We start from the raw sequence: 24,964 nt of genomic DNA, 5'->3' as shown, positions 1-24,964 counted from the left end.
CACTCCACACCCGGCCCGCGGCGGATCACCTTCCGCCGCGGGTCCCTTTTGTACGGCGAGAGCCCGGTTCCATTGTTGGCATCGGCAGAGCCCTGTCGTCGTCCACGTAGCAGGGGTGCTCGCTGGGTGCGCTGTACCTTCAGCAGTCGGTGTGCCTGCTGCCCGAGCGTTAGCACACCATCCGGCAGGTGCGCCGCCTGATGGACCGAGTGCATCAGCAGGGCGGCACCGACGACGGCTTCGCCGTACTGTCCCGCCTGGCCGGAATCGACAGGCCGCCAGTCGTCTGACGTGTCCAGGGGCTCGGTGCACGACTGTTCGGCCCCTCGACTCCCTAACGTCCCAGGTCCTCGATGTACTCGCGCGAGGCGAGCGCGGTTGGCCGGCGGCCGAGTGCTCTCCTAGCCTGTGGATCATGAGTGCGCTGCGGTATGTCAACTTCTCTCCTGACCAGCTGACCCGATACACCGATGACTGGCACGCGCTGGCCGAGTGGTGGCAGGAGGGGGCCTGGGGGGACGCCGGAATCTCCATACCGAGTAAGTCCCTCGACCTGTTCGAGTTCCTGCTCAAGGAGCGGGGAAACCGATTCGGCTGCAGAGCAGTGAGGAATTCGTCTCACAACCCGGCGACGTCGAGCCGTGGCTGGTGTCGGAGTTCGGCGACATGCCGTTCGAGCCGTTCCTCATGGCTCCCGCCGACGTGGCGGCGATCGCGGCGGTTCTGAGGCGGCATCCGTTCGACGCGCTCGTCGCCGGGGCCGATCCGGGGGAGATGGCTGCGGCGGGTGTGGCGCTGGTGCCGGACCGGGGGCGGCGCAAGGACTACGACAAGTCGTTCTATGAGGAACTCGCCTGCTTCTTCGGGGACGCGGAGACGAAAGGTGAGGGAATGATCCTCTTCGACGACTGACAGTGATGATGGAGATGAGCACCTCCCGCCAGGACTTGACCCAACGACTGACTGACCTCGGGTCCTCAAGCCGATCTGTCGGTCCTGCTCGGGAGGCGCTCACCTGCACTCACCGGACGTGGCGGGGTGACCTCATAGGAGCCTGGCCAGAGGCCCCATCACTGTCTTGTCCGTCCGCCCGGCCGGTGCGTGCCGCCCTGCCCCCGGTCAAGACGACAGGACGACGATGACCCCCATTACACCCCATGATCCGGCGATCACCGAGGTCGCCGGCGGAGTCGACACCCACCAGGACACCCACACCGCAGCCGTCATCGACCGAGTAGGGCGTGCGCTGGGGACCGAATCCTTCCCCGCCGACCCGGCCGGCTACGCCGCCCTACTGGCCTGGATGCGCTCATTCGGACGACTGCTGCGGGTCGGCGTCGAGGGCACCGGCGCCTACGGGGCCGGGCTCGCCCGGCTGCTGCGAGACGAGCACGTCCAGGTGGTCGAGGTCGACCGGCCCGACCGCAGGACCCGCCGCCTCCAGGGCAAGTCCGATCCGATCGACGCCGTCGCCGCAGCCAGGGCCGCCCTGGCCGGCGACCGGACCGGCACCCCCAAACAGCGCGACGGCCGGATCGAGGCGCTGCGCAACCTGCGCGTGGCCCGCCGCTCGGCGGTCGACCAGCGCGCGGACACCCAGCGCCAGATCAAGGCACTGATCGTCACCGCCCCCGACAACCTGCGCGAACGGCTGCGCGGCCCGCCCGCCAGGAAGCTGATCGAGACCTGTGCGGGCCTGCGGCCGGAGCGGGCCGATGCCGGGAGTCCGGCCACCGCCGCGAAGATCGCCCTGCGGTCCCTGGCCCGCCGCCACCGGCAGCTCACAGAAGAGATCAACGATCTCGACGAACTCCTGGACCCACTCGTGGCCGCCGTCAACCCCGGCCTGATCGCGGCGAACGGCGTCGGCACCGACGTCGCCGGCCAACTCCTGGTCTCCGCCGGCCAGAACCACGACCGGCTCGCCTCCGAGGCCGCCTTTGCCATGCTCTGCGGCGCCGCTCCGATCCCGGCCTCATCCGGCAGGACTCAGCGGCATCGGCTCAACCGCGGCGGCGACCGGCAAGCCAACGCCGCCCTCTACCGCGTCGTTCTCTGCCGCCTGCGCTGGGATCCCCGAACCCGTTCCTACATGGAACGACGCACTAAAGAAGGTCTCTCCAAGAAAGAAATCATCCGCTGCCTCAAACGCTACGTCGCCCGCGAGCTCTATCGGATCATCACCGCAAACGATCAAGAACTCGCCGCTTGACGTCCATAGGAGCATCGACGGCGGTGTTCGCCTGGCGTGCGGAGACGTGCGTGGTCACGGTTGTACTGCCGGTGGCCCCAACGCATGGCCCGCACGTCCGGCAGGCTGGGCCACGTCATGCAGACCAACGATCCCGCGGACGCCCTCCTGCGCGACACCATCGCCTCGGCGCTGCCCACATCGCTGTTGCTGACCGCGGTGGGCAGCGTCCTGTCCTGGACCCCGCCCCTTGGCAACCCAGACTTACCTCTGCCTACTCGTCCCGTGCCCACGTCACGATCCGCGCCGCCAGCTCCGCCGGATCCTTGACCGCTCACCTCGAACGGCCTCCGGGCCATAGGAGTTCCGGTCTGCCTCCGATGTGGGTTGACCCTAGCGTTTTACAGAGCCCAGGGAGACGCGCCTCAGACTGTCGTCCAGGGGCGGAGTTTGTCAGGGTTGCGTACCACCCAGATGTGTTTAATCCGGTCGCCCGCGACCTCGAACGCGAACACCGTCACGATGACGCCGTCTTGCTGGGCCACCAGGCCGGGCTGGCCGTTGACCGTACGTTCCAGGAATGTCATGTTGTCGGGCCCGCGGTCGGCGATCTCAACCCAGGCGCGCGCGATCTGCTCGCTGCCTTCGATGGGGTGATCGTGTCCAGGCCCGGGTCGGGTTGGCCCTGTTTTGGCGTGGATTGGGTGGTCATGGCGCCGTCGGCTCCCTCTGTCGCATCGGTCCTCACCAGTTCGACGAGACGGCGCTCCGGAATGTGAGGCGGCGCACCGGCCTCACATTCCGGAGGGCTGCGTTGTCGAACTACTGAGAGCAACACATCATTCAGCGAACATGGAGCTCAGCGACATCATGACCACTTCAATTCCGGAAACACCGTTCGCCGACGCGGCGCCCGGTCAGAGTCTGGAGCGGGCGGCCGCCGCGCTGACCGCGCACGGTTTCACCGTCGAGATCCTCGACGACGTCGCCGCCGCGCGTGCCCGGGTCAGGGAGCTGATACCCGAAGGAGCCAGCGTGTTCACCGGGGCCAGCGAGACCCTCCGCCTGTCCGGCATCGATGAGGACATCAACACCGGTGGGCGCTATGAGGCCGTCAAGCCGCGCGCCCTGGCCATGGACCGCGCCACCCAGATGGACGAGATCCGGCGGCTGTGCGCCAGCCCCGACGTCGTCGTGGGCAGCGTCCACGCGGTTACCGAGACCGGTTCCCTCGTGGTCGCCTCGGGCAGCGGAAGCCAGCTGCCCAGCTACGCCGGTGGCGCCGCCCGCGCGATCTGGATCGTCGGGGCGCAGAAGGTGGTGCCCGATCTGAGCACCGCGCTGCGCCGCGTCGAAGACCACTGCCTGCCGCTGGAGAACGCCCGCACCCTGGAGGTCCATGGGTGGCCAAGCGTCGTCAACCGCCTTCTCATCCTCAACGGGGAATACCAGCCTGGACGCGGCACCGTCCTGCTGCTCCGCGAAACCATCGGTTTCTGAACTACCTGCCGGGCGGCCGGCCCAGATCCTCCGGCCGGGTTACCGGCCGATCAGACGTTGCCCGAAAGTCGATCGTGGACGGGAACCGCGACAGCACGCTCGTGCCGGTCGCCCCTTGGTTGACAAAGCCTGCCGTTGGGCTTGGTCAGGCGGATCCAGCCCGTGCGGTCGCGATGATCAGGTGGCCTTGCCGCGGGCGATGTAGAGGTTCATGTCGGTGAAGTCGAGGGTGATGTTGTAAGGCTTGAAGAAGCAGTGGAAGAGGGCGGCTCGTACGTCGAACCCGAGGGGGGCGAGCGCGGCCTGTGGGTGCGTCTCGCAGTAGATCTCCTTGGCGGCGGCGTCGCCGAGGCGGATCTCCTTCGGGTAGCAGGGGTAGGTGACGGCCGGGTGGCTGTGGGCAAAGGTCCCGATCGGGCGGTCGTAGTCGCTGCGGATCCCCAACCGCTTGGCCGTCTCCCCGAACACGACCGCGGCGCTCTCGCTCCTTCCGCCGAAGTTCACGCCCACCACCCCTGTGCGGGAGCCGGCGTCGCCGGCGATGCTGCCCCTGCTGTGCAGATATTGCTCAGCGAGCCACAGCGGCAGGGGCTCGGCGCCCGCCCGGGTGGCGGCGGCGCGTGCCTTCCTGGCCGTTTCGGGGGTGCGGCGGCGCAGGATCAGCTGCCGGCCCGCGTAGTCGAAGGTGGTCAGCAGGTGGTGGAAGACCCACGTGCCGATCATGCCGTCGCTGTCGGTGTCGACATCTCCGCCCGACTCCGTTGACGACCAGCCCACGGGGACGTTGCGCAGTTCGATGCCGCCCAGCTTGAAGGAGTCCAGTATCCCGTAGTACGCCCATATGGCGCCGCCCTCGAAATCGACCTTCTGGCTGGCGACGGGGCTCAGCCCGGCTTCCTTGGCCACCGACGCGGTCAAGCTCAGATTCGGGGCGCCGGTGTAGAACGTGAAGCGCTTCGGCGGTCCGCCGTTGACCGAGGCCTCTAGCAGCGGGATCGGGTCCATCTGCTGGAACGGCAGCCGCGCGATGTCGCCGTGGATTTGATACGCCTCGCCGCGGACTGCCGCGAACCACTTGGCGTAGCCGTCCTCGCCGGCCGCTTTCCACCGTGGTGCGGCCAGGGAGAACTTGTCCTGCCGGAGGTAGCAGTCGGCCAGGAAGTAGTTGGCGTCCCTGTCACTGGGCGCCAGCTGGACGGCCGTCTTGAGGTACTTTTCGGCGTCGGGGAACTTGTTGGCCAGCAGCGCGACATAGCCGCGCCGGCGGGCCGCGTGCAGGTTCTCAGGGTCCTTTTTCAGGATCTCCTCATACGCGCGGCCGGCCTTCTCGAACTCCCCTGCCTTGAACAGCGCGTCCGCGTCACCCCTGCCGGCCGACGCCGCGACCGCCCCGCCCAGCAGCGGCGCGGTCGCGGCGGCACCGGTCAGGACCGCGGCGCCCCGCAACAGCGAACGCCGGTCCCATTTCCTGTCATCAGCCACGCCTTCTCCCTCTAGTGATCGCCTTCGTCGTAACGTTCTGTCCCGGCGGACGGTCACAGCGGCTCCGGTCGGTTCGTCTCGCCCTGCTTGATGAGGGCGACGCCGTGCTCCCGGGGCCACCGGGCCGCACAGCGTCGTCCCGATGCGGGCACCCGGATTGCTTCGCGCCACGCGCTGTAACCCGCTCGCCGGTCGACCTCGTCCACTGTCGGCCCGCCGCGTCCCCGCCTCGTTCGCGCCGTGTCATGGTTGTGTCACAGTCGCGCCGGCAGCGGCCGCCGTCGACCGGCCTAGGTGGTCGCAGACACACCACCCGGCCGAACTTCACGCGCTCGATCCTGTCCGCAGCCCAGCCCTTTTGAGGGGGAAAGAACTCGGCACTTCGCCGGCCGCAGATCCGCGACGCCCCGGAATGCGGACGGTCCGCCGGCAAATCAGGGCAGCAGGTTCTCTCGACGCGGTGCCGATGGGGTCAGCCGACGCGTTGCAAGGCGCGTTCGCGGCGGGCGGCGACGGTTGAGCCGGATTCGCGGCGGGCCATGTGGCGGAGTACGGCGGGAGCCGCGAGGAGGCCGAGTAGGGCCCAGGCGCCGAGGACGCCGACCGTTTCCAGGTGGCGCCAGGATTCGCCGATCTCGACGGCTACCGCGGCGTCGGGGAGGAGGGCTGAGCGCATGCCGAGGCCGAGCCAGTAGAAGGGGAAGATCTGGGCGATCACCTGGACCCACTCGGGGAGTGAGGTGAGGGGGTAGAAGATGCCGGAGATGCCGATCAGGGCCAGGACGGGCAGGGTGATGATGCCCTGGGCGCGGGCGGTGGTGAAGAGGGAGCCGAGGACGGCGCCGATCGGAAGGGAGGCGATCATGCCCAGGGCGAGCACCCACAGGACGGTCAGCCACGAGCCGACGGTGCCGGTCGCGAGGCCGGAGACGATGAACATGCCGGGGATCAGGAAGATGGCCAGGTCGCCGATGCCGCCGCCGCCCACGGAGATGATCTTGCTGATGAGGTAGGCGGGCATGCCGTGCGGGGTGGCCTTGGCGCGGAGCAGGGTGCCGTCCTCGCGGTCGGCGGTGAGGGACTGGCTCATGCTGACCATGGCCAGGGCGACGTTCATCCCGAGGATGCTGGGCAGCGCCAGAGTGCCGAGCAGCAGTCCGCTGGAGCCGAACTCGGTGTCGCGGACGAAGAACATGACGGTCAGCATCAGCAGCGGCCAGAAGAAGTGGCCCCACAGGTCGGCGCCGTTGGTGAAGGACTGGCGCAGTTCGACCAGGCCCCGGGCCACGCCCGTCCGGATCGCTATGGCGGTGGGGTTCATCGGCCGTTCGCTTCCTTGTGTTTGCCCACTGATCGGATTGCCGCGGGGTTCGTTTCCTCGGGCTCGGCTGGGCCGGTGTCGGGTGTCTCGGCCTTGTGGACCAGGGCCAGGTAGGTCTGCTCCAGTGACGCGCGGTGGACTTCCAGGGCTTCGACGGCTTCGCCGTACTCCGCGAAGAGGCCGCGGACGAACGCGGTCGACTCGGTGGTCTTGCGGGTGAAGCGTTGGCCGTCGACGGTCCAGCGGACCTCGTCCTCGCCGGCGATGCGGCGGGCCAGTTCGGCGGAGGTGCCGTCGGCGATGATGCGTCCGCCGCTCAGGATGACGATGCGGTGGGCGAGTTTCTCCGCCTCCTCAAGGTCGTGGGTGGTGAGCAGGATGGTGGTCTCGCCGGTCGCGGCGAGGCCGCGCACGAGGTCGTGGAACTCGTGCCGGGCGCGCGGGTCGAACGCCGCGGTGGGTTCGTCGAGGAAGAGGAGTTCGGGGCGGCCGACGACGCCGATCGCGACGTCGAGGCGGCGGCGCTGGCCGCCGGACAGGGTTTTGATCTTCTTGCCGGCCTGAGCGTTGAGGCCGACCGCCTCGATGAGGTCGTCGGCGTCCCAGGGGCGGCGGATGCGGTCGGTGGAGTAGGCGGCGTAGTAGGAGCCGAGGTGGGAGAGGAGTTCGCGCACCCGCCATTTGCCGTGGTCGCGCCAGGATTGCAGCACGATGCCGAGCCGGGCCCGCCACCGTTCCCCGCCGTGTGCGGGGTCGGTGCCGAGCACGCGGACGTGGCCGCCGGAGCGGGCCCGGAAACCTTCGAGGATCTCGACGGTCGAGGTCTTTCCCGCGCCGTTGGGGCCGAGCAGCGCCAGCACCTCTCCGGGGCGGGCGTGGAAGGTCACGCCGTGCAGGACGTCGTGGGGGCCGTAGCGCATGCGCAGCCCTTCGACCTCGAGCGCGGTCATCGTCATAGGTTTCGCCTTCAGTCTGTTGTTTGCTTCACCCCTGGTGGGGCATTTAGGAAGGCTAAGTTGCGTTTCACGGCCTCTCAATGAAATCGAAGGGTGTTCACGGGCTTTATGGTGGGTTATCAGGGAAAACGTTGCAATGGCATTGGCTGGTAATGCAACGCATGACATGCCGTCGTTGCAATGACCTGATGGTTAATGCACACCCGGCGGGAGGAGGCGCACATGCCCGGAGGCAGGCTGAGTCGGCAGGAGCGCGAGCAGATCGCGGCGGGACTGGCGGAGGGCGCCGGGTTCGCCGAGATCGCCAGGCGGCTGGGCAGGCCCACTTCGACCGTGAGCCGCGAGGTGGCCCGCAACGGCGGGGCCGCCGGATACCGCGCCGCCCACGCCCACCACGCCACCGGGTGGCGCGCCCGCAGGGACAGGCCCGTCTCGCCGTCGCCGCCGCCCGGCGGCGACGGGGATCACGGGCGCGATCCGGGAGCCGTGCGTGAGTACGCCGAACTGTTCGCGGGCCTGATGGGGAAGGCGGGCCTGCCGCGGATGGCGGCCCGCGTGCTCGCCCGGTTGTTCGTCACCGACTCGGGCGGCCTCACCGCGGCCGAGCTCGTGCGGCATCTGGGGGTCAGTCCCGCGTCGGTGTCCAAGGCCGTCACCTACCTGGAGGGGGTGGAGCTCGTGCGGCGTGAGCGCACCACCCGGCAGCGGCGGGAGCGTTACCTCGTCGACGACGACGTGTGGTTTCAGTCGCTGCTGACGACCGCCAACGCCCACGGGTCGTGGGCGGACGTGGCGCGGCGCGGCGCCGGCATCCTCGGCCCCGCCACACAGGCGGGAGCCCGGCTCGATCACATGGCCCGCTTCTTCGCCCGCCTCAGCGCCGACATGACGAGCGGCATCGACATGATGAACAAGGTCGAGGCGTCGAGCGGGGTCGAGTTCGTGCCCGCGGCGGACGACGCCATGACGGTGCTCGCGGCCCTGGCCCACGCCGGGGTGCCGCTCTCGGCCGGGGCGCTCGCCCGCGCCCTCGGGTGGGGGGTGGATCGGGTCGAGTCGGCTCTTCGCGTCGCCGGCGAGCACCCGGGGCTGGGCGACCCTGTCGCGCTGCGGCGGGTCGGTCCCGAGCACTACGGCCTGGGCCCGAGGACGGACCGCCTGTCGGTGTTCCAGCGCGAGGCCCTCGGCCGCCTGGCCTTCGCCGACGACCTCCCTACTCGCAGGTAGGGGGTGGGCGCCCCCTCTTTCCATACTCCGGAAAGTGTCGAGGGTATTACCTTCAGTGACTTTTCTGGCGATGTGTCAGGGAGCATCTCGGTGAGGTGGGCCTCGTCGGCGGTGGGAGTTCGTGGTGGTCATGCCGAATCGGCATGCAGCCAGGTCTCGACGACGGGTGTCAGTTCGTCGAGCCGGGTGAAGACGTGCCCGCGCATGCCCATGGCATGCGCTGCGTGCACGTTCTCTTCGCGGTCGTCGACGAAGAGGAAGTCGGCGGGTGTCGCCTGCATGGCGACAACACAGTGGTGGAACGCCGCCGGATCCGGTTTCGCCGCGTTGATCTTTCCGGAGAGAGCGACGTGGTCCAGGTTCCGCAGCCAGGGGTGTGCGGCGAGGAAGGCGTCCGCGTGGTCTGCGGCGATGTTGGACAGCAGGGCGACCTCGGTGAGGTCTTGCAGAGACTGCACGTAGGCGACCATGCGGTCGTCGACGCGTGACCAGCTGTCGATGTCGGCGAGCCGTAGTTCCTCGATCGTGTCGGCGTCTACGGGAAGTGACAGCCGCCGCAGCACGGTCGCCCAGTACTCGGACGCGGACTGTTGCGCGGTGTCGTAAGGCGGGCGGCACGCCCAGTACGCCTCGGCGAAGGCGTCCGCGGGTGCGTCGAACCGGGCGGCCATCGCCGCCAAGGTGCCCGGACGTTGGTGGAGGGCGATGACACCGAAGAGGTCGAACAGCACGATTCGTCGGGCGGTGGACACGGCGGGGGTTCCTCCGGGTTCCTGCGGTTTCAGGTCAGGGGCGGGGTCCGGGCGCGGGCGAGCGACTCGAAGCAAACGTCCCATGCCAACGAACATGTTTGATGTTTGAAGATCAGTTTCTCGAACAGGTTATATGTTCGTTTCGGCTATGGTGCCCGGGCGGACGGCCCCACGCCGCCGAGGGGGCCCTGACCGGCACCACCACGCTCCTGCACACCCTCGTCACCCACACCACGGCACCCGCCGGCGAGGTGTCCGCGCCCGAAGGCGCCGGCACCGTGGTCAAGGCCGTCTGACGAGGCCACCGCACGGGAGCACCGGACCGCGCTCCACACTCCTCCTCCGGCGGCACGGCCCAACCCCCGTCTTGCCTACCCGCCGGGTTCCGGGCCTGCCAGACGTCAGCCGCTCCACGTTCCCGATCTCGCGGGCTCCGCTACCCACCGGGTGGGGACCACCTGCTGTGGCGCCGGGTGCTGGAGGTCGAGCCGGCCCCGCGCCCGCTGGGGCCGCGCAGCATGGTCCGCCGTCCGGTCTGGTGACAAACGCGGCACAAGCGGCAGTAATCGTTTATGCACAACGCTTAACCATGTCTATTGACGTGGATGATCCGTGTCGGATTAATTGTCGTCGAATTCACGGTATTTAGCTGGATGTCTAGTTCGCCATGCCGTGAAGTCGATCCGTCGCGGCTTAATGCGATGGCGTACCACAAAGGAGCTGAACAATTGTTAAGAAGTAGGATCGCGACCACCCTGGCCCTCTTAACCCTCGCCGGCGGGCTGACGTCCGCCCTCCCCGCGGCGGCGTCGGCCGCCGCCGGAAAAGCCGCCGCCGAACCGCCCGTCCCGGTCTGCGCCGAGGCGTGGAACCCCGGCCGGGCCTACACCGGCGGGCTGACCGCATCCCACGGCGGCCGCAACTGGCAGGCCAGGTGGTGGACGAAGAACAACACTCCCGGAGGTTCCTCGGGCGTGTGGATCGACAAGGGAGCCTGCGAGGACCGCGGGTTCGTCGTCGGCGAGGCGGAGTTCGAGCGGATCTTCCCGAACCGCAACGCGCTCTACACCTATCAGGGCCTGATCACGGCGCTGAGCGCCTATCCGGCGTTCACCTCCACGGGCGGCCAGACCGTCGCGCGGCAGGAGGCGGCCGCCTTCCTCGCCCACGTCTACCACGCGACCGGCGGCCTGGCGTTCACCCACGCCACAGACCCCGCCGGCTACCCGCAATACTGCGACGAGGCTCAGCCGTACGGGTGCCCGGCGGGCCGCTCCGCCTACTACCCGCGGGGTGCCCTCGCGCTGAGCCACAACTCCGCCTACAAGGCGGCGGGCGACGCGCTCGGCATCGACCTGCTCAACAATCCCGGCTTGGTACAGCGGGAGCCGTCGGTCGCCTGGGCGACCGCTGTGTGGGCGTGGACGACTCAGAAGGGGCACGGCACGATGACCCCGCACGAGGCGATGACCGGCGGGCACGGCTTCGGCGAGACGGTCCGCAGCCTGAAGGGCACCCCGGAGTGCACCGCCGGCGACCCGCCTCGCATCAATAGATATGTGAACTTCTACCACAGCATCTCCGCAACCCTCGGCGTCCCCCTCGCCGAACCCGTTTACTGCTAGCCGCCGGTCGCCCGGAGAGCCGCTGGCCACCTGACCACAGCGTCTCCCGGGCGGCGCCGGCGGCACGGGAACCCTCTCCTCACCTGCCTTGAGGGGAGGGTTCCCCCACGGGCGCGGCACGCCCCTGCTGCACCGCGCACAAATGCTCCCCTGAAAAGCACTGATTTCGCATCACCCTTTAAGTAGGGCTTTCTCCCGCCGGTACGGCAAAGCCGGCCGGTCCGAAGACCGGGAATTCCAGCGTTCCCGATTCCTCCCCCGCCGCGAATTCACACCCGCGCGTGCTCAAGCGGGCGCCCGGGCGACGACAGGTAGGTGCTCGCCCTCCGCATCCACCTGGTGTGCCCGGAGGTGGCCAGTCCGCAGGGAACCAGGCGCATCAGGGCCTGCACGCGATGTTCGTTGGCCGCCTCGCGGGATGCCGTCTTCGACGCCCGCCCCGCCGCCAGGGCGCGAACCCGCGGCGCTCTTGCACGGCTTCGCCGTACAGGACGGCGCTTGACCCGCGACGGGTAGGGCGCAAGCCGTACTCGGACCGCCCTTGCATGGCTGCCGGGGCACTCCCCCGTCATCCTGGCGATCCCCGGCACGTCATCCCTGGCCCACCTGGAGGAGAGCATGAGGGCGGGGGACATCGAGCTGTCCCCCGAGGACCGCGCGGCTTCTCGCGCGTCGCGTTCCACCAGCACCGTGAGATGTATCAGAATTACCTCGACACACAGGCGGGCTGGGAGCAGGAGTGGCGCAGTGCCTCCTTCGGCTCCGAATACCTGACGTGGCTGACCACCTCAGAGCTTCGCCGGCTCGGCGAGGAGATTCACCAACCGGTGAGGAAGTGGGAGGCGCACGGCCGAGCAGCTCAAGAGTCCGGCGACACCCGAGGACCGCGAGCACGTCGCTCTGCACCTGTACCGATTCCCGTTCCGGACGTGAACCACCGTGAGAGGAGGGCTGCTTTATGGACGCTGAGATATATCTGATGATGCATCGTTGCCGAGCACGTGAGCTGCAGCACAACGTGCTGCGATGGCGCAAGGCGCGAGACCTGTCCGCCAGGCTGGAGCCTGTCACCGTCAGGCTGAAGGCACGGCTGGGCTGGGTGCTGGTCGAGACGGGGCTCCGGCTCGTGCAGCGAGCCTCGCTCAACCGGCATATGGCCGGCTAGCGGCCTCAGTCCCCCTCCACGGACAACCAAGCCGCACACAGGCCACGTCTCGCCACGTGGCCCCGCCCGGACCTCCGCCCCGACAGGACGCTGAGCGGCCGGGCAGCCCGATCACTCGTTTTGCGGGAAACGAAGATCCCGCCCCCGCGCCCGAGGTCACCGACGACTCGGCCGGGGGCCCCACGCCCCCCTCTGCCGGACGGCACCACCGGCCCCTTGATGAGTCGACGTCGGACCGTTCCGCCCGATGCGGGAACTCAACGCATGAGGGGCAGTCTGCCCACGATTTTGCCGACACGGTCGCAGGGCCCGCGGCGCCGACGGCGTGATTGCCGATGTTCCCGGCTGCGGGGCCGTTGGCGAGGCAGTGGTGGTTGGAGCTGCGGTTTTATCGGTGGGGTCGGCTACTCTTCGTGGCTTGCGCTTAGGCGAGAGGAAGGCAGGCAGGCCATGGGCAAGATCGTTTACAGCATGCACGTGTCGCTCGACGGTTACATCGAGGACGCGGAGGGTGGCATCGGCTTCTCCGTGCCCGCCGACGACGTGCACCAGGCGGCCAACGAGCAGACGGAGGCCGCGGCGGTGCTTCTGTTCGGGCGGCGCCTCTTCGAGATGATGGAGGGCCCCTGGGCCGAGATCGCCGCCAAGGAGGATGTGTCGGAGGTCGAGGCGGAGTTCGCGCGGGTCTATTTCGCGACCCCGCGCATCGTCTTCTCCGACACACTCCGATGTGTCCCCGAGGGCGTCCGGCTCGTGCGGAGCGCCGACGCGGTGGATGAGGTCAAGCGGCTCAAGCGCGAGGTTCCGGGCACCCTGGAGATCGGCGGTGCCCAGCTGGCGGCCTCGATGGTGGACCTGGTGGACGAGTTCCGGCTTGTTGTGTTCCCCGTGATCCTGGGCGGCGGCAAGCCCTACTTCCCGCCGGCGCCTGTGGGGTTGCGGCTGATCGAGCACCGTGCCTTCCCCTCGGGCACAGTCCTCCTCCGCTATGAGCGCGCCTAGCGACTCGGCCGGTCGAAAGCACTACCCCCGCACAGTGCGGAAGAAGGTGCGGATGTCCGACACCAAGAGGTCAGGTGCCTGGAGTGAGGCGAAATGCCCGCCCTCCGCATACTCCGTCCAGTGGGTGATCGTGTTCGAGAGCGCCGCGAGCCCCCTGATGGCCCCGTCACCGTAGAAGTTCGCCACCCCGGTCGGCACCCCGGTGGGTTCGGGGCGCTCGCCCCAGCCTTCGGCGCCGGCTTCGTAATAGAGGCGGGCGGCGGAGCCCGCCGTCTGGGTGAGCCAATAGATGGTCACGTTGGTGAGGATCGTGTCCCGGTCGATGGGGGTGTGACCGGTCTTGGTGGGGTCCCAGTCGACAAGCCACTCCAGGTTCCACGCGAGCTGCCCGGCCGGTGAGTCGTTAAGCGAGTAGGCGATCGTCTGCGGCCGCGTCCCCATCTGTACGGCATAGCCGGACTTCCCCTCCCAATCGACCGCGTGACGTTCGGCGGTCTCCCGTTCGGCCGGGGTGAGCCGGTCCAGGTCGCCGGGCGCGGTGGCGACCGAGGCGTTGGCCAGGGCGTTGACGTGCACGCCGACCACGTGGCCGGGGGCGACCCGGGGAAGCTCGGGCGACAGGATGCTGCCGAAGTCGCCCCCCTGCGCGCCGTATGTGTCGTAGCCGAGGCGTTCCATCAGCCCGGCGAAGGCGCGGGCGATGCGGGCCGCGCCCCAGCCGGTCTCGGTGGTGGGGCCGGAGAAGGCGTAGCCGGGCACCGAGGGGGCCACGACGTGGAAGGCGTCACGCGGGTCTCCGCCGTAGCTCCGGGGGTCGGTGAGCGGGCCGATGATGTCGAGGAAGTCGTAGACGGTGCTCACCCAGCCGTGGGTGACGATCAGCGGGAGTGCGCCCGGTTCGGGTGATCTGGCGTGCAGGAAGTGGAGGCGCTGGCCGTCGATCTCGGTGGTGTACTGCGGCACCGCGTTGAGGCGGGCCTCGTGCTTGCGCCAGTCATATCCGGTGCGCCAATAGTCCACCAGCTCCTTCAGATAGTCCCTGTTGACGCCGTAGGACCAGCCGGCGCCCGGGATCTCGTCCGGCCACCGGGTGCGCGCGAGCCTGTCGTTCAGCTCGTCGAGGTCGGCCTGCGGGATGTCGACGGTGAACGGCTTCGGTGTGTTCATGGGACCGATCCTGTCCCCTATTGAGGACAGGATCGGTCCGCATGTCGAGCGGAGCCGGATGAACTTCAGCAGCAGCGCATCGCGGAGCCCTTCTCCCGCTGGTCGGAGCGGCGCCGCTCGAACTCGCGCCGGGACAGCGGGGTGCCGTGCGTGTGCCGGGCGAGATATTTGTCGTATTCGCCCTCGCCGGTCACCTCACGGAGATACCAGCGCAGGAAGCGCAGCACCGCCCCGGCCTTCATGAGGGCCCCGCGACCTTGTCGGGCTCGCGCCCTTCGTCGCCGGTGGAGAACACGCCGCCCGCGGGGACGAGGATCTTGGACTCCACGAACGGCGTCTCGGTCGTCGGCAGCGGCGTGCGGGCGCGGATGGCGCGCACGCACACGACGGCGGCGTTGGCCATGATCACGATGACCAGCAGGGCGAAGACCGCCGTCAGCACCCCGGTGACGGTGGAGTTGGTCACGACCGTGTGCATGTCCTCGATGCTCTTGGCGGGGGCGAGCACCTTGCCCTCGGCGAGGGCGTCGGCGTAGCGTTCCCGCTGCGCGAAGAAGCCGATCTTGGGGTCGGTGGAGAAGACCTTCTGCCAGCTCGCCGTCATGGTCACCGCCACGTCCCACGCCAGCGGCACACCGGTGACCCACGCCCACTTCAGCCTGCCCGACTTGATGAGCAGCGTGGTGCACAGGGTGAGGGCGACGGCGGCCAGGAGCTGGTTGGCGATGCCGAACAGCGGGAAGAGCTGGTTGATGCCGCCGAGCGGGTGGGTGACGCCGGCGTAGAGGAAGTAGCCCCAGGCCAGCACGACCGCCGCGCTGGTGCCCCACAGGCCGGGCTTCCAGCTCACGCGGCCGATCGGCTTCCACACGTTGCCCAGCATGTCCTGCAGCATGAAGCGGCCGACACGGGTGCCCGCGTCGACGGTGGTGAGGATGAACAGCGCCTCGAACATGATCGCGAAGTGATACCAGAACGCCTTGAAGGCCGCGCCGCCGAAGATGCCCGACAGGATCTCGGCGATGCCGACGGCGAGTGTCGGCGCGCCGCCGGTGCGGGCCACGACGCTGCTCTCGCCGATCTCCTCGGCGGTGGTGCGCAGGTCGTCGGGTGAGATGGTGAACCCGAGGTTGGCGACGGCCTGGGAGGCGCTTTCCGCGGTGGTGCCGAGCAGCCCGGCGGGGGCGTTCATCGCGTAGTAGAGGCCGGGGTCGAGCACCGAGGCGGCGACCAGCGCCATGACGGCCACGAACGACTCCATCAGCATCGCGCCGTAGCCGATGAGCCGCACCTGCGACTCCTTCTGGATCATCTTGGGCGTGGTGCCGGAGGAGACCAGGGAGTGGAAGCCCGACAGGGCGCCGCAGGCGATCGTGATGAAGACGAACGGGAAGAGCGATCCCGAGAAGACCGGGCCCGCGCCGTTCAGGGCGAACTGCGTGACGGCCTCGTTCTGCAGGGTCGGCGCGACCAGGATCACGCCGACGGCGAGCAGGACGATCGTGCCGATCTTCATGAACGTCGACAGGTAGTCGCGGGGCGCCAGCAGCATCCACACCGGCAGCACCGAGGCGAAGAAGCCGTAGATCACCAGGCACCACACCAGCGTGACCGGGCTCAGCGTGAACGCCTCGGCCCACGCCGACCCCTGGATCATGCCGCCGCCCACGATGGCCAGCAGCAGGAGCACCACGCCGATGACGGTGGTCTCCATGACCCGGCCCGGTCGCAGAATCCGCAGGTAGAAGCCCATGAACAGCGCGATCGGGATCGTCATCGCGATGGAGAAGGTGCCCCAGGGCGACTCGGCGAGCGCGTTGACGACGACCAGTGCCAGCACCGCCAGCAGGATGATCATGATGGCGAACACCGCGATGAGGGCCGCCGCGCCGCCGATCGGGCCGAGTTCGTCGCGCACCATCTGGCCGAGGCTCTTGCCGTCCCTGCGCATCGAGAAGAACAGCGTCACCATGTCCTGGACGGCGCCGGCGAGGATGACGCCCACGATGATCCAGATGGTGCCCGGCAGATAGCCCATCTGCGCCGCGAGCACCGGTCCGACGAGCGGGCCTGCGCCGGCGATGGCGGCGAAGTGGTGGCCGAGCAGCACCCGGCGGTCGGTCGGCTGGTAGTCGACCCCGTTGTCGAGGCGTTCGGCAGGGGTGGCGCGGCGGTCGTCGACGCGCAGCACCCGGCGGGCGATGAAGCGGGAGTAGAAGCGATAGGCGATGGCGTACGAACCGAGGGCGGCGGCCACCAGCCAGATTGCGGAGATCTCCTCTCCGCGCGAAAGGGCGATGACGCCCCAGGCCAGGCCGCCCACCACCGCGACCAGAGTCCACACGACGATCGAGGGGAGGGAGGCCCGCGGGCGGGATCCGCCGGGTTGTGGCATGCCGGGGTTTGGCATGGAGAATCCTCCTGAATGCGGCAGGGAGCAGCGTTATGGACGACGACGGCGGTCGCGCGGGGGGTGATCGGAGCTGCGGTCCGCGCCGCGCCTGAGAAGGTAGGCGGCGGCCATGAACACCATGCTCCCCGGCACCCAGGCAAGCTGATACCAGAAGAAGAACGGTATTCCGGCCAGGTGCGGCGCCTCATGCGGATACCAGGGCACCCACAGCAGCGCCGCGACCGGCACGGCCAGGCAGATTCCGGAGGCGATGTGTCGCGCCGGCTTCGCCATACCCACCCTCCACAGGGTCTTCCACGTCGTTTGTTGGAAGGGTTGTCAAGGTGGGCGGTTAGGTTGACGCCGAATTCTATGAGATTTCGCAGACTTCTCCTGTCAACCGCTCCAAGGTGGTTCACAACAACTGTGTGAGGCCGCGAGCTGGTGGACGGTGCCTGCTGATGATTGAGCCGTGGACTGCGGTGATGTTCCTGGTTGTGCTCGGCGGCACGTCGCTGCTCGCGGTCGCGGCCCGCAGGCTCCGCCCCGCCCCCGAACTGCCCACCCTGGAGAGCTGGGCGGTCGCCGACCGGGGGTTCGGCACCGCGATCACGTGGTTCCTGCTGGGTGGCACGATCTACACCGCCTACACCTTCGCCGCGGTGCCGAGCCTGGTGTACGGCACGGGCGCGCTTGGCTTCTTCGCTCTGCCGTACACCGTGATCGTCTATCCGGTGGCGTTCGTGCTGCTGCCCCGGCTGTGGGCGGCGGCGCGGCGGCACGGGCACCTCACTCCGGCCGACTTCGTGCGCGGGACGTACGGTTCGCCCCCGCTGGCGCTGGCCGTCGCCGCGACCGGGGTGCTGGCGACCATGCCCTACATCGCGTTGCAGCTCGTCGGGGTGCGCGGGGTGCTGACCGCCGGTGGCCTGTATCCGGGCGGGATGTCCGGCGATCTGGCGCTGGTCGCGGTGTTCGCGGTGCTGGCGGTGGCAACCTACCGGCACGGACTGCGGGCGCCCGCGGTGATCTCGGTGATGAAGGGGGTCGCCGTGACCGGCGCCGCGGTCGCGGTGTGGGCGGTGGTGCTGGGCCGGTTCGGCGGTCCCGGGCCGATGTTCACCGCGGCCGGGCGCGCGTCGGCCGGTGAGGGCATGCCGCAGGCGTCGCTGATGCTGGACCCGGGGCAGTTCCCGGTCTACGCCACCCTGGCCGTCGGGTCGGCCCTCGCCCTGCTGATGTATCCGCACGTGCTGACCGTCGCCTTCGCCGCCGCCGGGCCGGGCACGCTGCGCCGTACGGCGGTGGGCCTGCCGGCGTGGACGGGCATGCTCGGGCTGTTCGCGCTGCTCGGCGTGGCGGCCCTGGCCGTCGGGATCAGGACGCCGTCCCTCGGCGCGGAGGACGCGGTCCCCCTGCTGGTGGCGGAAGTGATGCCGGCGGCGGTGACCGGGCTGGTCTTCGGCGCGGTCGTGGTGGGGGCGCTGGTGCCCGCGGCGGTCATGTCGATCGCCGTGGCGACGTCGTTCGTCCGCAACATCTACGTCGAGTACCTCCACCCGACCGCCACCCCCAAGCACCAGACCCGGATCGCGCAGATGGTGTCGCTGGTGGCGAAGGCGGGGGCGGTGGTGTTCGTGTTCGGGCTGCGCGATCAGGACGCCATCAACCTGCAGCTGCTGGGCGGGGTGTGGATCCTGCAGACCTTCCCCGCCGTCGCGTTCGGCGTGCTCGCCCGCCGCCCGCACCGCCGCGCGTTGCTGGCGGGGTGGGCAGCGGGGATGGCGGCGGGCACGTTCATGGTGGTTCGGGGGGGTTTCTCGTCGGTGGTGCCGGTGGGGCTGGGCGGACAGGAGATGCAGGTGTACGCCGCGGTGGTCGCCCTGGTCCTCAACCTGGCGGTGGTCGCCGCGCTCACGCCGGTCTTCAACCGGCTGGACGGGCCGCTGAGAGCCCCGCTGCGCCTGCCACCCGGAGCGGAGACGACACGATGACCGCGCCCCCCGCCGCCACCGCGCCTCTCGTCTCCGGCGAAGGGCGTGAGGCCGCGCTGACCACCCTGTTCAACACGCACTACACCGGGCTGCTGCGGCTGGCGGTGCTGCTCGGCGCCGACGACGCCGAGGACATCGTCGCCGAGGCGTTCTGCCAGCTGCACCGCAGGTGGAACCGGTTGCGTACGGCGGAAGCCGCCTTGCCCTACCTCCGCTCCGTGGTCTGCAACCTGACCCGGATGCGGCTGCGCCGCCTGCAGGTCGCCAGGAAACACGCCGCCCGGACCGCCGAGCTTGAGCGGTCGGCGGAGTCCGTCGCGCTGCTGCACGACGACCAGAGGGCGCTGATCGAGGCCCTGGGCCGGCTTTCCGCGCGGCAGCGCGAGGCGCTGGTGCTGCGGTTCTGGCTCGGGCTCTGCGAGAGCGACATCGCCGACGCCATGGGCATCTCCTGCGGGTCCGTGAAGACACACACCAGTCGCGGCATGGCCACCCTGACCAAGATCATGGAGGATCGACGTTGACCGGCCCCCCCAACACCGAAGAGCACTCAAGCACCGAGGAGCAGTTGCGCGCGGCCCTTGACGGCCTCGCCGGCACCGTGCGCGCCGCGCCCGACGCCTACACGAAGGTGTCGGGCGAGTGGCGGCGCCGCGAGCGCAGACGGCGGATCGCGCTGATCGCCCTGGTGGTGCTGGTGTTCGCCGCCGCCGACATCATCGGTCTTTGGGCCCTCAACCAATATCGCAGCAGGCCGCATATCGTCTACAACGAGCCCGCGCGCACGCCTACGCCGTGATGTGTCAGCTCTGCCGCACTGGGTAGCGCCACAAATAGGACATAAGGCACGTTCATCCAGTGGAGGAGGCGGAGTGCCATGCCTCGTGGTTCCAGCCCCAAGCGGGAGCGGCAATACGAGCACATCAAGAAGAGCGCCCGCAAACGCGGCGAAAGCCCCAAGCGCGCCACCGAGATCGCGGCCCGCACCGTGAACAAGGAACGCGCCCGCGCCGGAGAGTCCCGCACTGCGAGCCGCACCTCGGTGAAGGACATCTCCTCCGGCAGGCGCGGCGGCCTGCGCTCCCACAAGGGAGCCGGCGGCCCCACCCGCGACCAGCTCTACGAAGAGGCCCGGCGCCGCAACGTCAAGGGCCGCTCCGGCATGACCAAGGCCCAGCTGGAGAGAGCCCTCAGGTAGCGAGGCCCGAAACCCGATGGCCCGCGAACCCGTGCCCCACGACCCCGGCCCGGAACGGCACGAGCCCGGCAGGCCCGGGCACGCCGGTCTGGACCGGACGCGGCTCGGCGACCGGATCTGGTCGGAGATCTCGCCCACCATGGAGCGCCCGCGCAGCGCCGTCGGCCTGCGCATGGTTCTGGCCGCCTTCGGGCTGGTGGTGTGCTCGGCGTTCGCCGTCGTCGCGGCCGTGGCGGGGTGGACCGGCTGGTCGGTGGTGATGGGCCTGCTCGCCCTGATCGCCGTGGCCGACCTCGGCGTGCTGATACGCCGCAGGCGGGGGCGCGGCAGGCAGGGCGGGCCGCCGGTCAGCCCGGCTGAGCGTCGCCGGGGGTGACGTCCTCGATCGCTGCTTCCTCGCCGAAACGGGCGGCGAGGGCCTTCAGCGTGCGCCTGGCCGTCGTGCCGTGACCCACGAGGTGGCGGTAGAGGAGGCGGAGCACGGGGTTGTAGACCTCGCCGTGCTCGGTGAGGGTGACGGTGCACCCGGTCGGCGATCGGGTGATCTCGTATGCCTGGCTTCCGCCGTACGAGCGTCTGCCGCCGGTGACGCGGAACACCAGGCGGTGCGGAGAGGCGGCCTCCACCAGCTCGTAGGTCGTCTTGTCGCCGCCCTCGTGCTGCCGCCACCGCGGCTTGCCGTTCTCGTCGGGCAGCTTCTCGACCTGGCTCAGCTCGGGCCGCCAGGCGGGATATGCCTCCATGTTGGCAAGGACCTTCCACACCGCCGCGGGTTTGCGCCTCAGGCGCACCCGGGTGGTGGTGCGGTGCCCGACCGGCAGGCGCCGCCCGAGCAGCGTGCCGATCGTCACGAGGACCACCACCAGCGCGGCCGACACGGCGATCGCGATCGTCATGGCACTTGTCTCCCAGGGGATGCGCCCACCGCCGGTGCGGAATGGGCTACCCAGGCTAGCCGCGTGAAGGTGGCGCAGGTGGGATATATGTGGACTCTGAGGCGGTCGGCGGCCGGCCTCTCACGCAGGTGCCGACCGCCGCGGCGACCTGCCCCGGCGCCGGCGCCGCCGTGGTCAGCCGGTCCGGTGACATGGGGGTTCGTCGCAGATGAGCGGTGAAAAGCCGTCGAGCAGGCGTTGCAGGCCGAATTCGAAGAGCTCGTCGAGGTCGAAGTCGTAGTCTATCCTGGCGAACCGCTGCGTGGCGGGAAACCCGCCGCGGGCCAGGCCCGCGAGAAAATGGTCATGTTGCCCGGCCCACCCGCCGTTCGCCGTGTCGCACAGCTCCACGGGGTCGGATTCCGTGAGGTTGACCGCGACACCGCGCACATAGTTGAACAACGTCAGGTCGACGGTGAACGCCGTGGGCAGGTCGACGCCGTTCTCCTCCAGGGTGGCGAGCACCCACTCGGTGTAGGGCAGAGACGCGGCGAGCGGCTGAGGACGGATCCGCGACAGGGCGGCCGCGAGCCACGGGTGCCGCCGGAACAGGTCCCACAGGAGCCGTGCGGCGATCTCCAGCCGCACCCGCCAGCTGGCCGGCGGGTCGGCGGGGAACCTGGCCTCGGCGAGCACGGCGCACATCATGTGCATCAGCAGACGTTCCTTGCCCGGCACATGACGGTAGAGCGACATCGTCGCCACGCCGAGCTCGGTGGCGACGCGGCGCATCGAGGTGGCGGCCAGGCCCTCCTCGTCGGCGACCGCGATGGCGGCGGCGACGATGCGGTCGAGGGTGAGGGCGTGGTCGGGCGTGGGCGCGCGGCGGATGGAGGGCGCGGGAGCCTGGCGGGTGGAGGGAAGGACCTCGGGGCCCACCTGCCGCACGTCGACGATGGTGCCGACCCCCGGCACGACGCGGACGAGACCTTGGCGGCGAAGCTCGGTGAGCACCTTGGTGGCGGTCGCCATGGCGACCCCCCAGAGTTGCATGATCTCGCGGGTGGGGGGCACCCGCTCCCCCGGCGACAACTCTCCCATCGCGATCCGCTGCCGCAGCTCTGCAACGATCTGCATGTAGCGCGGCACTTCCCGCTCGCTCACCTGCGTCTCCTCCGCACTAGTGCACTACCCTGCCCATCGCCCTGCGGCAAGACGTTTCGCCAGCTGACTTCACTCCGGCACCCTGCGATCCAGCACTAGTGCACTGCGGGGCGTACCCCCTGGAGATAGCGCGACCTAGGGTGCGAACAGTGCATGCGTGCACCGTACATTCTGATGCTCGAACACAACAGCGGAGAGTGCCGCAACGGGCGGGTGACCAGGGGCGGCGTAGCGTACTGGCGACGCATGGTGGGGGTCCGGGCCCCTGCCGGGATTGGATCGGTCCGGGCGGGCTCACGGAACAAGTCCACAATTGCGGCAACATCCGGACTAAATCGCTGGATATACGCCTGGTCGCCGTGCTTACGATGTGCCCCGTGGTGTCGTTAGACCAAATGTTGGCATTTGCCGTTATGTCCCTGGTGCTCATCGTGATCCCAGGGCCCAGTGTGTTGTTCGTCATCGGCCGTGCGCTGGCGCACGGGCGCCGCGCCGCACTGACCACCGTCGTGGGCAACACGTTGGGGGCCTATGTCCTTGTGGTGGCTGTGGCGTTCGGGGTCGGGGCCATCGTGGAGCGCTCCGTCGTCTTCTTCACGGCTCTGAAGTTGATCGGCGCAGCATACCTCGTCTATCTAGGGATCAAGGCGGTGCGCGAACGCGGGACCCTCCGCGGCGTGACCGCCGACGAGACTCCCGCGCGCAGCGGCATGCGCACCCTGTGGGAGGGCTTCGCCGTCGGCGTCGCCAATCCCAAGACGATCGTGTTCTTCGCCGCCGTACTCCCCCAGTTCGTCGACCGGGACCAGGGCAGTGCCGCCCTTCAGATGCTGGTCCTCGGCCTGATCTTCAACGTGATCGCGGTCGTCTGCGACACGGTGTGGGGCCTCGCCGCGGCCGGCGCCCGCACCTGGTTCGCCCGCTCCCCCCGCCGGCTCGCCGCCGTGGGCTGGGCCGGCGGCCTGAGCATGATCGGCCTCGGCCTCACCATCGCGGTCACCGGCCGCAAGGACTAGACGATCACCCGGTGGGGCGCCCTCAGAGGGCGCCGCCCCACCGGGTGCGCTTCCGGGACGGCAAGTGCGGCTCCGCCGTACGATCCGCGGCGGTTTCTGCCCTTCGCCGTTATTGAGCCTGGCTGTATGGCCCGTGTGATGGGCTAGAAGCCCGTCGAGAGCCAGGCGTACTTCCCGGAGTTCCCGATCGGGACGAGATCGCGGTGGGCGGTCTCGAACCGCAGGCCGGTCAGTTCCTGGGTGTGCTTGTCCCACGCCTGGATCTCGGTGGCCGACAGCGGCATGCCGTCGAAGGTGGTGTAGTCGAGGCGGCCTTCGGCCTGCCCGGTCATCCGCAGCCGGTAGACGAAGACGCGCGGCGAGGCGGCGGAGACGCAGCCGTCGGCGTCGCCGTGGGAGACGAGCCCGGCGGGGGTCGCCAGCAACTCCTTCTCCCTGCCGCAGAACCTCGACACCTTGGCCGGGTCGGGCGTGCCGTCGTGGGTGCGCACGCAGTCACCGGAGCGGTAGCGAATCAGCGGCATGTAGGGATTGCGCACGCTCGTCACGATGAGCGAGTGGATCTCGCTGCCGGGGACGACCGGGATCAGCTCCAGACTCATCTTGTCGAGGTGCGGCACATAGCGGCCGTGGCGGTCGCTGTAGAACATGTAGCCGAGTTCGGTGCTGCCGAACAGGTCGACGACGGGGCAGTCGAAGTGGCGCTCCAGGTAGGCCCGCACGTTGGCCGGGGTGTATTCGTAGGCGGTGACGATGCTCGCCGGCATCGGGAAGGACTCCCAGAGCCCCCAGGCGACGGCTTTGCGCACCAGGTGCGCCAGGTAGTAGCCGGAGCAGTCGAGGTGGTAGAGGCCGTCCGGGTGGGCGTCGCGGATGAGGCGGATCTCGCCGATCATGCGCTCGACCTCGTCCCGCTGCCACAGCTCGGGGTCGAGCCGCAGGTTGAGGTAGAGGGTGCGCTCGTCGAGCCTGCGCTCGTCCAGGGTCGGCACGCTCGCGGGGGTCGTGCCGCGCCTTTTGGCGTTGACCCGGGCGACGTGCTCGGTCGCCAGCACGGTGGTGAGCGAGACCCTGCGGCAGTCGCGCCGCCAGGTGTCCCCGATGTCGGGGTGCTCGCTCCATAACCTGTAGTAGGTCTTCAGCAGGAAGTAGGGCGGCCGGACGATCTGCATCCGGGGGTGGTTGGTGCCGGTGGAGAGCACGAACTCCGCCTCTCCCGCCGCGAGGGCGTCGGCGAGGGGCGGAGTCATCCAGTTGTCGGGGAAGCCGCGGGCGATCTCCGGTTTCTCCAAGATGGGGAAATGTCCCCGTTCGATCGAGGCCCTGTAGATGGGGATGTCCTTGACCTGATCGATGATCTCGGCAGTCGGCTGACTGTCCATGGCAACCTTCAATCGGCTCTTCGTTGAGGGAGAACGGTCTAGGGGCCGCCGGGCCCGGGCGGGGGGCGGCATCCCGAGGCCGCCGCCCGCCCTTGGTGCTTTAGCCGTCGGCGCCCCAGGAGACGCAGCCCGACTTGTCGGCGGTCCCCGCGGAATTCGCGGAGTTCCATGCCTTCCAGACGTCTTCCTGGCTCATCTTCTTGATGAGCAGTTCCATGAGACCTCCAAGGTTGAGCGGCGATTTCACTCGCGCTGCCGCTGGGCAGAAGATAGGGCGGCTATTGAATAAGTGTCAACATGCGTGTCAACGAATGTTAAGATCCACAAGTGATGGCGACGCACGTCTACCTGTGTATTTGGGGGTGTTGACGCAGCCGCCCTCGGCGCCGGCCACCCTTTTCGAAATCTGGCGCAATTCTGTCATAAATCTAGTCAAGTTAATTGCTCTGCCTTATGGTGGTCTGCTAGGTAAATGAGCTTGCCAAATTCGATGGGGCGGCTCCTCGAATTTCGCGTTAAACAGCAGGTCGCCCTCCCGCTGCGATTCGCCGACGG

The 24,964-nt window shown here is 69.1% G+C and carries 27 protein-coding genes and 1 pseudogene; 15 read left to right on the top strand and 13 right to left on the bottom strand.

Annotated features, from left to right (window positions below; translation table 11 throughout):
- Positions 1-648: 648 nt before the first annotated feature.
- On the top strand, positions 649-912 hold the full coding sequence (locus Ssi02_RS22785) for a DUF1877 family protein (protein WP_204028908.1): 264 nt from the start codon (positions 649-651) through the stop codon (positions 910-912).
- A 235-nt stretch (positions 913-1,147) separates the two neighbouring features.
- Positions 1,148-2,226: pseudogene (locus Ssi02_RS22780) on the top strand (IS110 family RNA-guided transposase); the annotation flags it as partial.
- Between the two features lie 390 nt (positions 2,227-2,616).
- Here Ssi02_RS22780 and Ssi02_RS22775 read toward each other — a convergent pair.
- Positions 2,617-2,778 carry a hypothetical protein gene (locus Ssi02_RS22775; RefSeq protein ID WP_204028904.1) on the bottom strand — a complete coding sequence of 54 codons (162 nt, stop codon included), beginning with the start codon at positions 2,776-2,778 and terminating at the stop codon, positions 2,617-2,619.
- A 283-nt stretch (positions 2,779-3,061) separates the two neighbouring features.
- On the opposite strand from Ssi02_RS22775, the gene Ssi02_RS22770 reads away from it, so the two are divergent.
- Entirely contained in the window at positions 3,062-3,691 is a 630-nt protein-coding gene (locus Ssi02_RS22770; protein WP_204028902.1) for an LUD domain-containing protein, read from the top strand.
- Positions 3,692-3,868: 177 nt separating this feature from the next.
- Here Ssi02_RS22770 and Ssi02_RS22765 read toward each other — a convergent pair whose 3' ends face one another.
- The 3 genes from Ssi02_RS22765 to Ssi02_RS22755 form a co-directional block, all read right to left on the bottom strand.
- Entirely contained in the window at positions 3,869-5,173 is a 1,305-nt protein-coding gene (locus Ssi02_RS22765; protein ID WP_204028900.1) for a retropepsin-like aspartic protease, read from the bottom strand.
- Positions 5,174-5,645: 472 nt separating this feature from the next.
- Positions 5,646-6,494, bottom strand: a complete 849-nt coding sequence (locus Ssi02_RS22760; RefSeq protein WP_204028898.1) for an ABC transporter permease — start codon at positions 6,492-6,494, stop codon at positions 5,646-5,648.
- The gene (locus Ssi02_RS22755; protein WP_204028896.1) at positions 6,491-7,450 is read right to left on the bottom strand and encodes an ABC transporter ATP-binding protein; all 960 of its coding nucleotides are present in this window, start codon (positions 7,448-7,450) and stop codon (positions 6,491-6,493) included. Before Ssi02_RS22755 ends, Ssi02_RS22760 begins: the two co-directional genes overlap by 4 nt.
- Before the next feature lie 222 nt (positions 7,451-7,672).
- Between Ssi02_RS22755 and Ssi02_RS22750 the strand changes: the two genes are divergently transcribed.
- The gene (locus Ssi02_RS22750; RefSeq protein ID WP_204028895.1) at positions 7,673-8,677 is read left to right on the top strand and encodes a GbsR/MarR family transcriptional regulator; all 1,005 of its coding nucleotides are present in this window, start codon (positions 7,673-7,675) and stop codon (positions 8,675-8,677) included.
- A 128-nt stretch (positions 8,678-8,805) separates the two neighbouring features.
- On the opposite strand, the gene Ssi02_RS22745 is transcribed toward Ssi02_RS22750, so the two are convergent.
- A complete protein-coding gene (locus tag Ssi02_RS22745) occupies positions 8,806-9,429 on the bottom strand; it encodes an HAD-IA family hydrolase (protein WP_204028894.1) in 624 nt (207 codons plus the stop codon).
- Between the two features lie 101 nt (positions 9,430-9,530).
- On the opposite strand from Ssi02_RS22745, the gene Ssi02_RS22740 reads away from it, so the two are divergent.
- Both Ssi02_RS22740 and Ssi02_RS22735 read left to right on the top strand, forming a co-directional pair.
- The gene (locus tag Ssi02_RS22740) at positions 9,531-9,725 is read left to right on the top strand and encodes a hypothetical protein (RefSeq protein ID WP_204028893.1); all 195 of its coding nucleotides are present in this window, start codon (positions 9,531-9,533) and stop codon (positions 9,723-9,725) included.
- 432 nt (positions 9,726-10,157) lie between these two features.
- Positions 10,158-11,054 carry a glycoside hydrolase family 19 protein gene (locus tag Ssi02_RS22735; RefSeq protein WP_204028892.1) on the top strand — a complete coding sequence of 299 codons (897 nt, stop codon included), beginning with the start codon at positions 10,158-10,160 and terminating at the stop codon, positions 11,052-11,054.
- 269 nt (positions 11,055-11,323) lie between these two features.
- Here Ssi02_RS22735 and Ssi02_RS22730 read toward each other — a convergent pair whose 3' ends face one another.
- A complete protein-coding gene (locus Ssi02_RS22730) occupies positions 11,324-11,689 on the bottom strand; it encodes a hypothetical protein (RefSeq protein ID WP_204028891.1) in 366 nt (121 codons plus the stop codon).
- Between Ssi02_RS22730 and Ssi02_RS39875 the strand changes: the two genes are divergently transcribed.
- The 3 genes from Ssi02_RS39875 to Ssi02_RS22715 all read left to right on the top strand — a co-directional run bounded on the left by Ssi02_RS39875 (position 11,604) and on the right by Ssi02_RS22715 (position 13,221).
- Entirely contained in the window at positions 11,604-11,828 is a 225-nt protein-coding gene (locus tag Ssi02_RS39875; RefSeq protein ID WP_204028923.1) for a hypothetical protein, read from the top strand. The genes Ssi02_RS22730 and Ssi02_RS39875 overlap by 86 nt on opposite strands.
- Before the next feature lie 184 nt (positions 11,829-12,012).
- Positions 12,013-12,219, top strand: coding sequence for a hypothetical protein (locus tag Ssi02_RS22720; RefSeq protein WP_204028890.1), 207 nt, complete (start codon positions 12,013-12,015; stop codon positions 12,217-12,219).
- A gap of 450 nt (positions 12,220-12,669) precedes the next feature.
- Positions 12,670-13,221, top strand: a complete 552-nt coding sequence (locus Ssi02_RS22715) for a dihydrofolate reductase family protein (RefSeq protein WP_204028888.1) — start codon at positions 12,670-12,672, stop codon at positions 13,219-13,221.
- 21 nt (positions 13,222-13,242) lie between these two features.
- Here the strand turns inward: Ssi02_RS22715 and Ssi02_RS22710 are convergent, their stop codons facing one another.
- The 4 genes from Ssi02_RS22710 to Ssi02_RS22695 form a co-directional block, all read right to left on the bottom strand.
- Positions 13,243-14,388: an epoxide hydrolase family protein gene (locus Ssi02_RS22710; protein ID WP_204028886.1), complete on the bottom strand. Its 1,146-nt coding sequence runs from the start codon at positions 14,386-14,388 to the stop codon at positions 13,243-13,245.
- A gap of 65 nt (positions 14,389-14,453) precedes the next feature.
- A complete protein-coding gene (locus Ssi02_RS22705; RefSeq protein ID WP_204028884.1) occupies positions 14,454-14,630 on the bottom strand; it encodes a CstA-like transporter-associated (seleno)protein in 177 nt (58 codons plus the stop codon).
- Positions 14,627-16,798 carry a carbon starvation CstA family protein gene (locus Ssi02_RS22700; RefSeq protein ID WP_239129402.1) on the bottom strand — a complete coding sequence of 724 codons (2,172 nt, stop codon included), beginning with the start codon at positions 16,796-16,798 and terminating at the stop codon, positions 14,627-14,629. The genes Ssi02_RS22705 and Ssi02_RS22700 overlap by 4 nt, the downstream gene beginning before the upstream one ends.
- A 33-nt stretch (positions 16,799-16,831) precedes the next feature.
- Positions 16,832-17,074 carry a DUF3311 domain-containing protein gene (locus Ssi02_RS22695; protein WP_204028882.1) on the bottom strand — a complete coding sequence of 81 codons (243 nt, stop codon included), beginning with the start codon at positions 17,072-17,074 and terminating at the stop codon, positions 16,832-16,834.
- A gap of 167 nt (positions 17,075-17,241) precedes the next feature.
- Here Ssi02_RS22695 and Ssi02_RS22690 point away from each other — a divergent pair, with 167 nt between their 5' ends.
- The 5 genes from Ssi02_RS22690 to Ssi02_RS22670 all read left to right on the top strand — a co-directional run bounded on the left by Ssi02_RS22690 (position 17,242) and on the right by Ssi02_RS22670 (position 20,348).
- On the top strand, positions 17,242-18,774 hold the full coding sequence (locus Ssi02_RS22690) for a sodium:solute symporter family protein (protein ID WP_204028880.1): 1,533 nt from the start codon (positions 17,242-17,244) through the stop codon (positions 18,772-18,774).
- Positions 18,771-19,298 carry a sigma-70 family RNA polymerase sigma factor gene (locus Ssi02_RS22685; RefSeq protein WP_204028878.1) on the top strand — a complete coding sequence of 176 codons (528 nt, stop codon included), beginning with the start codon at positions 18,771-18,773 and terminating at the stop codon, positions 19,296-19,298. Before Ssi02_RS22690 ends, Ssi02_RS22685 begins: the two co-directional genes overlap by 4 nt.
- A complete protein-coding gene (locus Ssi02_RS22680; RefSeq protein WP_204028877.1) occupies positions 19,295-19,573 on the top strand; it encodes a hypothetical protein in 279 nt (92 codons plus the stop codon). Before Ssi02_RS22685 ends, Ssi02_RS22680 begins: the two co-directional genes overlap by 4 nt.
- Positions 19,574-19,651: 78 nt before the next feature.
- Positions 19,652-19,972, top strand: coding sequence for a plasmid stabilization protein (locus Ssi02_RS22675; RefSeq protein ID WP_204028876.1), 321 nt, complete (start codon positions 19,652-19,654; stop codon positions 19,970-19,972).
- Between the two features lie 16 nt (positions 19,973-19,988).
- On the top strand, positions 19,989-20,348 hold the full coding sequence (locus Ssi02_RS22670) for a DUF6343 family protein (RefSeq protein ID WP_204028875.1): 360 nt from the start codon (positions 19,989-19,991) through the stop codon (positions 20,346-20,348).
- On the opposite strand, the gene Ssi02_RS22665 is transcribed toward Ssi02_RS22670, so the two are convergent.
- Together Ssi02_RS22665 and Ssi02_RS22660 are read right to left on the bottom strand one after the other, a co-directional pair.
- Positions 20,320-20,868, bottom strand: a complete 549-nt coding sequence (locus Ssi02_RS22665; protein ID WP_204028874.1) for an SRPBCC family protein — start codon at positions 20,866-20,868, stop codon at positions 20,320-20,322. The two genes, Ssi02_RS22670 and Ssi02_RS22665, sit on opposite strands and share 29 nt — an antisense overlap.
- A 174-nt stretch (positions 20,869-21,042) precedes the next feature.
- A complete protein-coding gene (locus Ssi02_RS22660) occupies positions 21,043-22,011 on the bottom strand; it encodes a GntR family transcriptional regulator (RefSeq protein ID WP_204028873.1) in 969 nt (322 codons plus the stop codon).
- A 431-nt stretch (positions 22,012-22,442) separates the two neighbouring features.
- Between Ssi02_RS22660 and Ssi02_RS22655 the strand changes: the two genes are divergently transcribed.
- Entirely contained in the window at positions 22,443-23,027 is a 585-nt protein-coding gene (locus Ssi02_RS22655; RefSeq protein WP_239129400.1) for a LysE family translocator, read from the top strand.
- A 143-nt stretch (positions 23,028-23,170) separates the two neighbouring features.
- Here Ssi02_RS22655 and Ssi02_RS22650 read toward each other — a convergent pair whose 3' ends face one another.
- Complete coding sequence (locus Ssi02_RS22650; RefSeq protein WP_204028871.1) at positions 23,171-24,409, bottom strand: phenylacetate--CoA ligase family protein; 1,239 nt, start codon at positions 24,407-24,409, stop codon at positions 23,171-23,173.
- Positions 24,410-24,964 lie beyond the last annotated feature (555 nt).

This window comes from Sinosporangium siamense, from assembly GCF_016863435.1.
In the GTDB taxonomy this organism is placed as follows: Bacteria; Actinomycetota; Actinomycetes; order Streptosporangiales; family Streptosporangiaceae; genus Sinosporangium; species Sinosporangium siamense.
The sequence above is the reverse complement of the archived record's forward strand: the minus strand, read 5'-3'. Positions and strand labels throughout refer to the sequence as shown.

What these genes read in the sequence shown, in the direction of transcription:
- Ssi02_RS22775 (WP_204028904.1), bottom strand. Translation starts at nt 2,778, where the DNA reads ATGACATTCCTGGAACGTACGGTCAACGGCCAGCCCGGCCTGGTGGCC.
- Ssi02_RS22740 (WP_204028893.1), top strand. Translation starts at nt 9,531, where the DNA reads ATGTTTGAAGATCAGTTTCTCGAACAGGTTATATGTTCGTTTCGGCTA.
- Ssi02_RS22710 (WP_204028886.1), bottom strand. Translation starts at nt 14,388, where the DNA reads ATGAACACACCGAAGCCGTTCACCGTCGACATCCCGCAGGCCGACCTC.
- Ssi02_RS22730 (WP_204028891.1), bottom strand. Translation starts at nt 11,689, where the DNA reads ATGTCCCCCGCCCTCATGCTCTCCTCCAGGTGGGCCAGGGATGACGTG.
- Ssi02_RS22670 (WP_204028875.1), top strand. Translation starts at nt 19,989, where the DNA reads ATGGCCCGCGAACCCGTGCCCCACGACCCCGGCCCGGAACGGCACGAG.
- Ssi02_RS22760 (WP_204028898.1), bottom strand. Translation starts at nt 6,494, where the DNA reads ATGAACCCCACCGCCATAGCGATCCGGACGGGCGTGGCCCGGGGCCTG.
- Ssi02_RS22720 (WP_204028890.1), top strand. Translation starts at nt 12,013, where the DNA reads ATGGACGCTGAGATATATCTGATGATGCATCGTTGCCGAGCACGTGAG.
- Ssi02_RS22755 (WP_204028896.1), bottom strand. Translation starts at nt 7,450, where the DNA reads ATGACGATGACCGCGCTCGAGGTCGAAGGGCTGCGCATGCGCTACGGC.
- Ssi02_RS22685 (WP_204028878.1), top strand. Translation starts at nt 18,771, where the DNA reads ATGACCGCGCCCCCCGCCGCCACCGCGCCTCTCGTCTCCGGCGAAGGG.
- Ssi02_RS22700 (WP_239129402.1), bottom strand. Translation starts at nt 16,798, where the DNA reads ATGCCAAACCCCGGCATGCCACAACCCGGCGGATCCCGCCCGCGGGCC.
- Ssi02_RS22690 (WP_204028880.1), top strand. Translation starts at nt 17,242, where the DNA reads ATGATTGAGCCGTGGACTGCGGTGATGTTCCTGGTTGTGCTCGGCGGC.
- Ssi02_RS22770 (WP_204028902.1), top strand. Translation starts at nt 3,062, where the DNA reads ATGACCACTTCAATTCCGGAAACACCGTTCGCCGACGCGGCGCCCGGT.
- Ssi02_RS22695 (WP_204028882.1), bottom strand. Translation starts at nt 17,074, where the DNA reads ATGGCGAAGCCGGCGCGACACATCGCCTCCGGAATCTGCCTGGCCGTG.
- Ssi02_RS22650 (WP_204028871.1), bottom strand. Translation starts at nt 24,409, where the DNA reads ATGGACAGTCAGCCGACTGCCGAGATCATCGATCAGGTCAAGGACATC.
- Ssi02_RS22715 (WP_204028888.1), top strand. Translation starts at nt 12,670, where the DNA reads ATGGGCAAGATCGTTTACAGCATGCACGTGTCGCTCGACGGTTACATC.
- Ssi02_RS22750 (WP_204028895.1), top strand. Translation starts at nt 7,673, where the DNA reads ATGCCCGGAGGCAGGCTGAGTCGGCAGGAGCGCGAGCAGATCGCGGCG.
- Ssi02_RS22665 (WP_204028874.1), bottom strand. Translation starts at nt 20,868, where the DNA reads ATGACGATCGCGATCGCCGTGTCGGCCGCGCTGGTGGTGGTCCTCGTG.
- Ssi02_RS22675 (WP_204028876.1), top strand. Translation starts at nt 19,652, where the DNA reads ATGCCTCGTGGTTCCAGCCCCAAGCGGGAGCGGCAATACGAGCACATC.
- Ssi02_RS22705 (WP_204028884.1), bottom strand. Translation starts at nt 14,630, where the DNA reads ATGAAGGCCGGGGCGGTGCTGCGCTTCCTGCGCTGGTATCTCCGTGAG.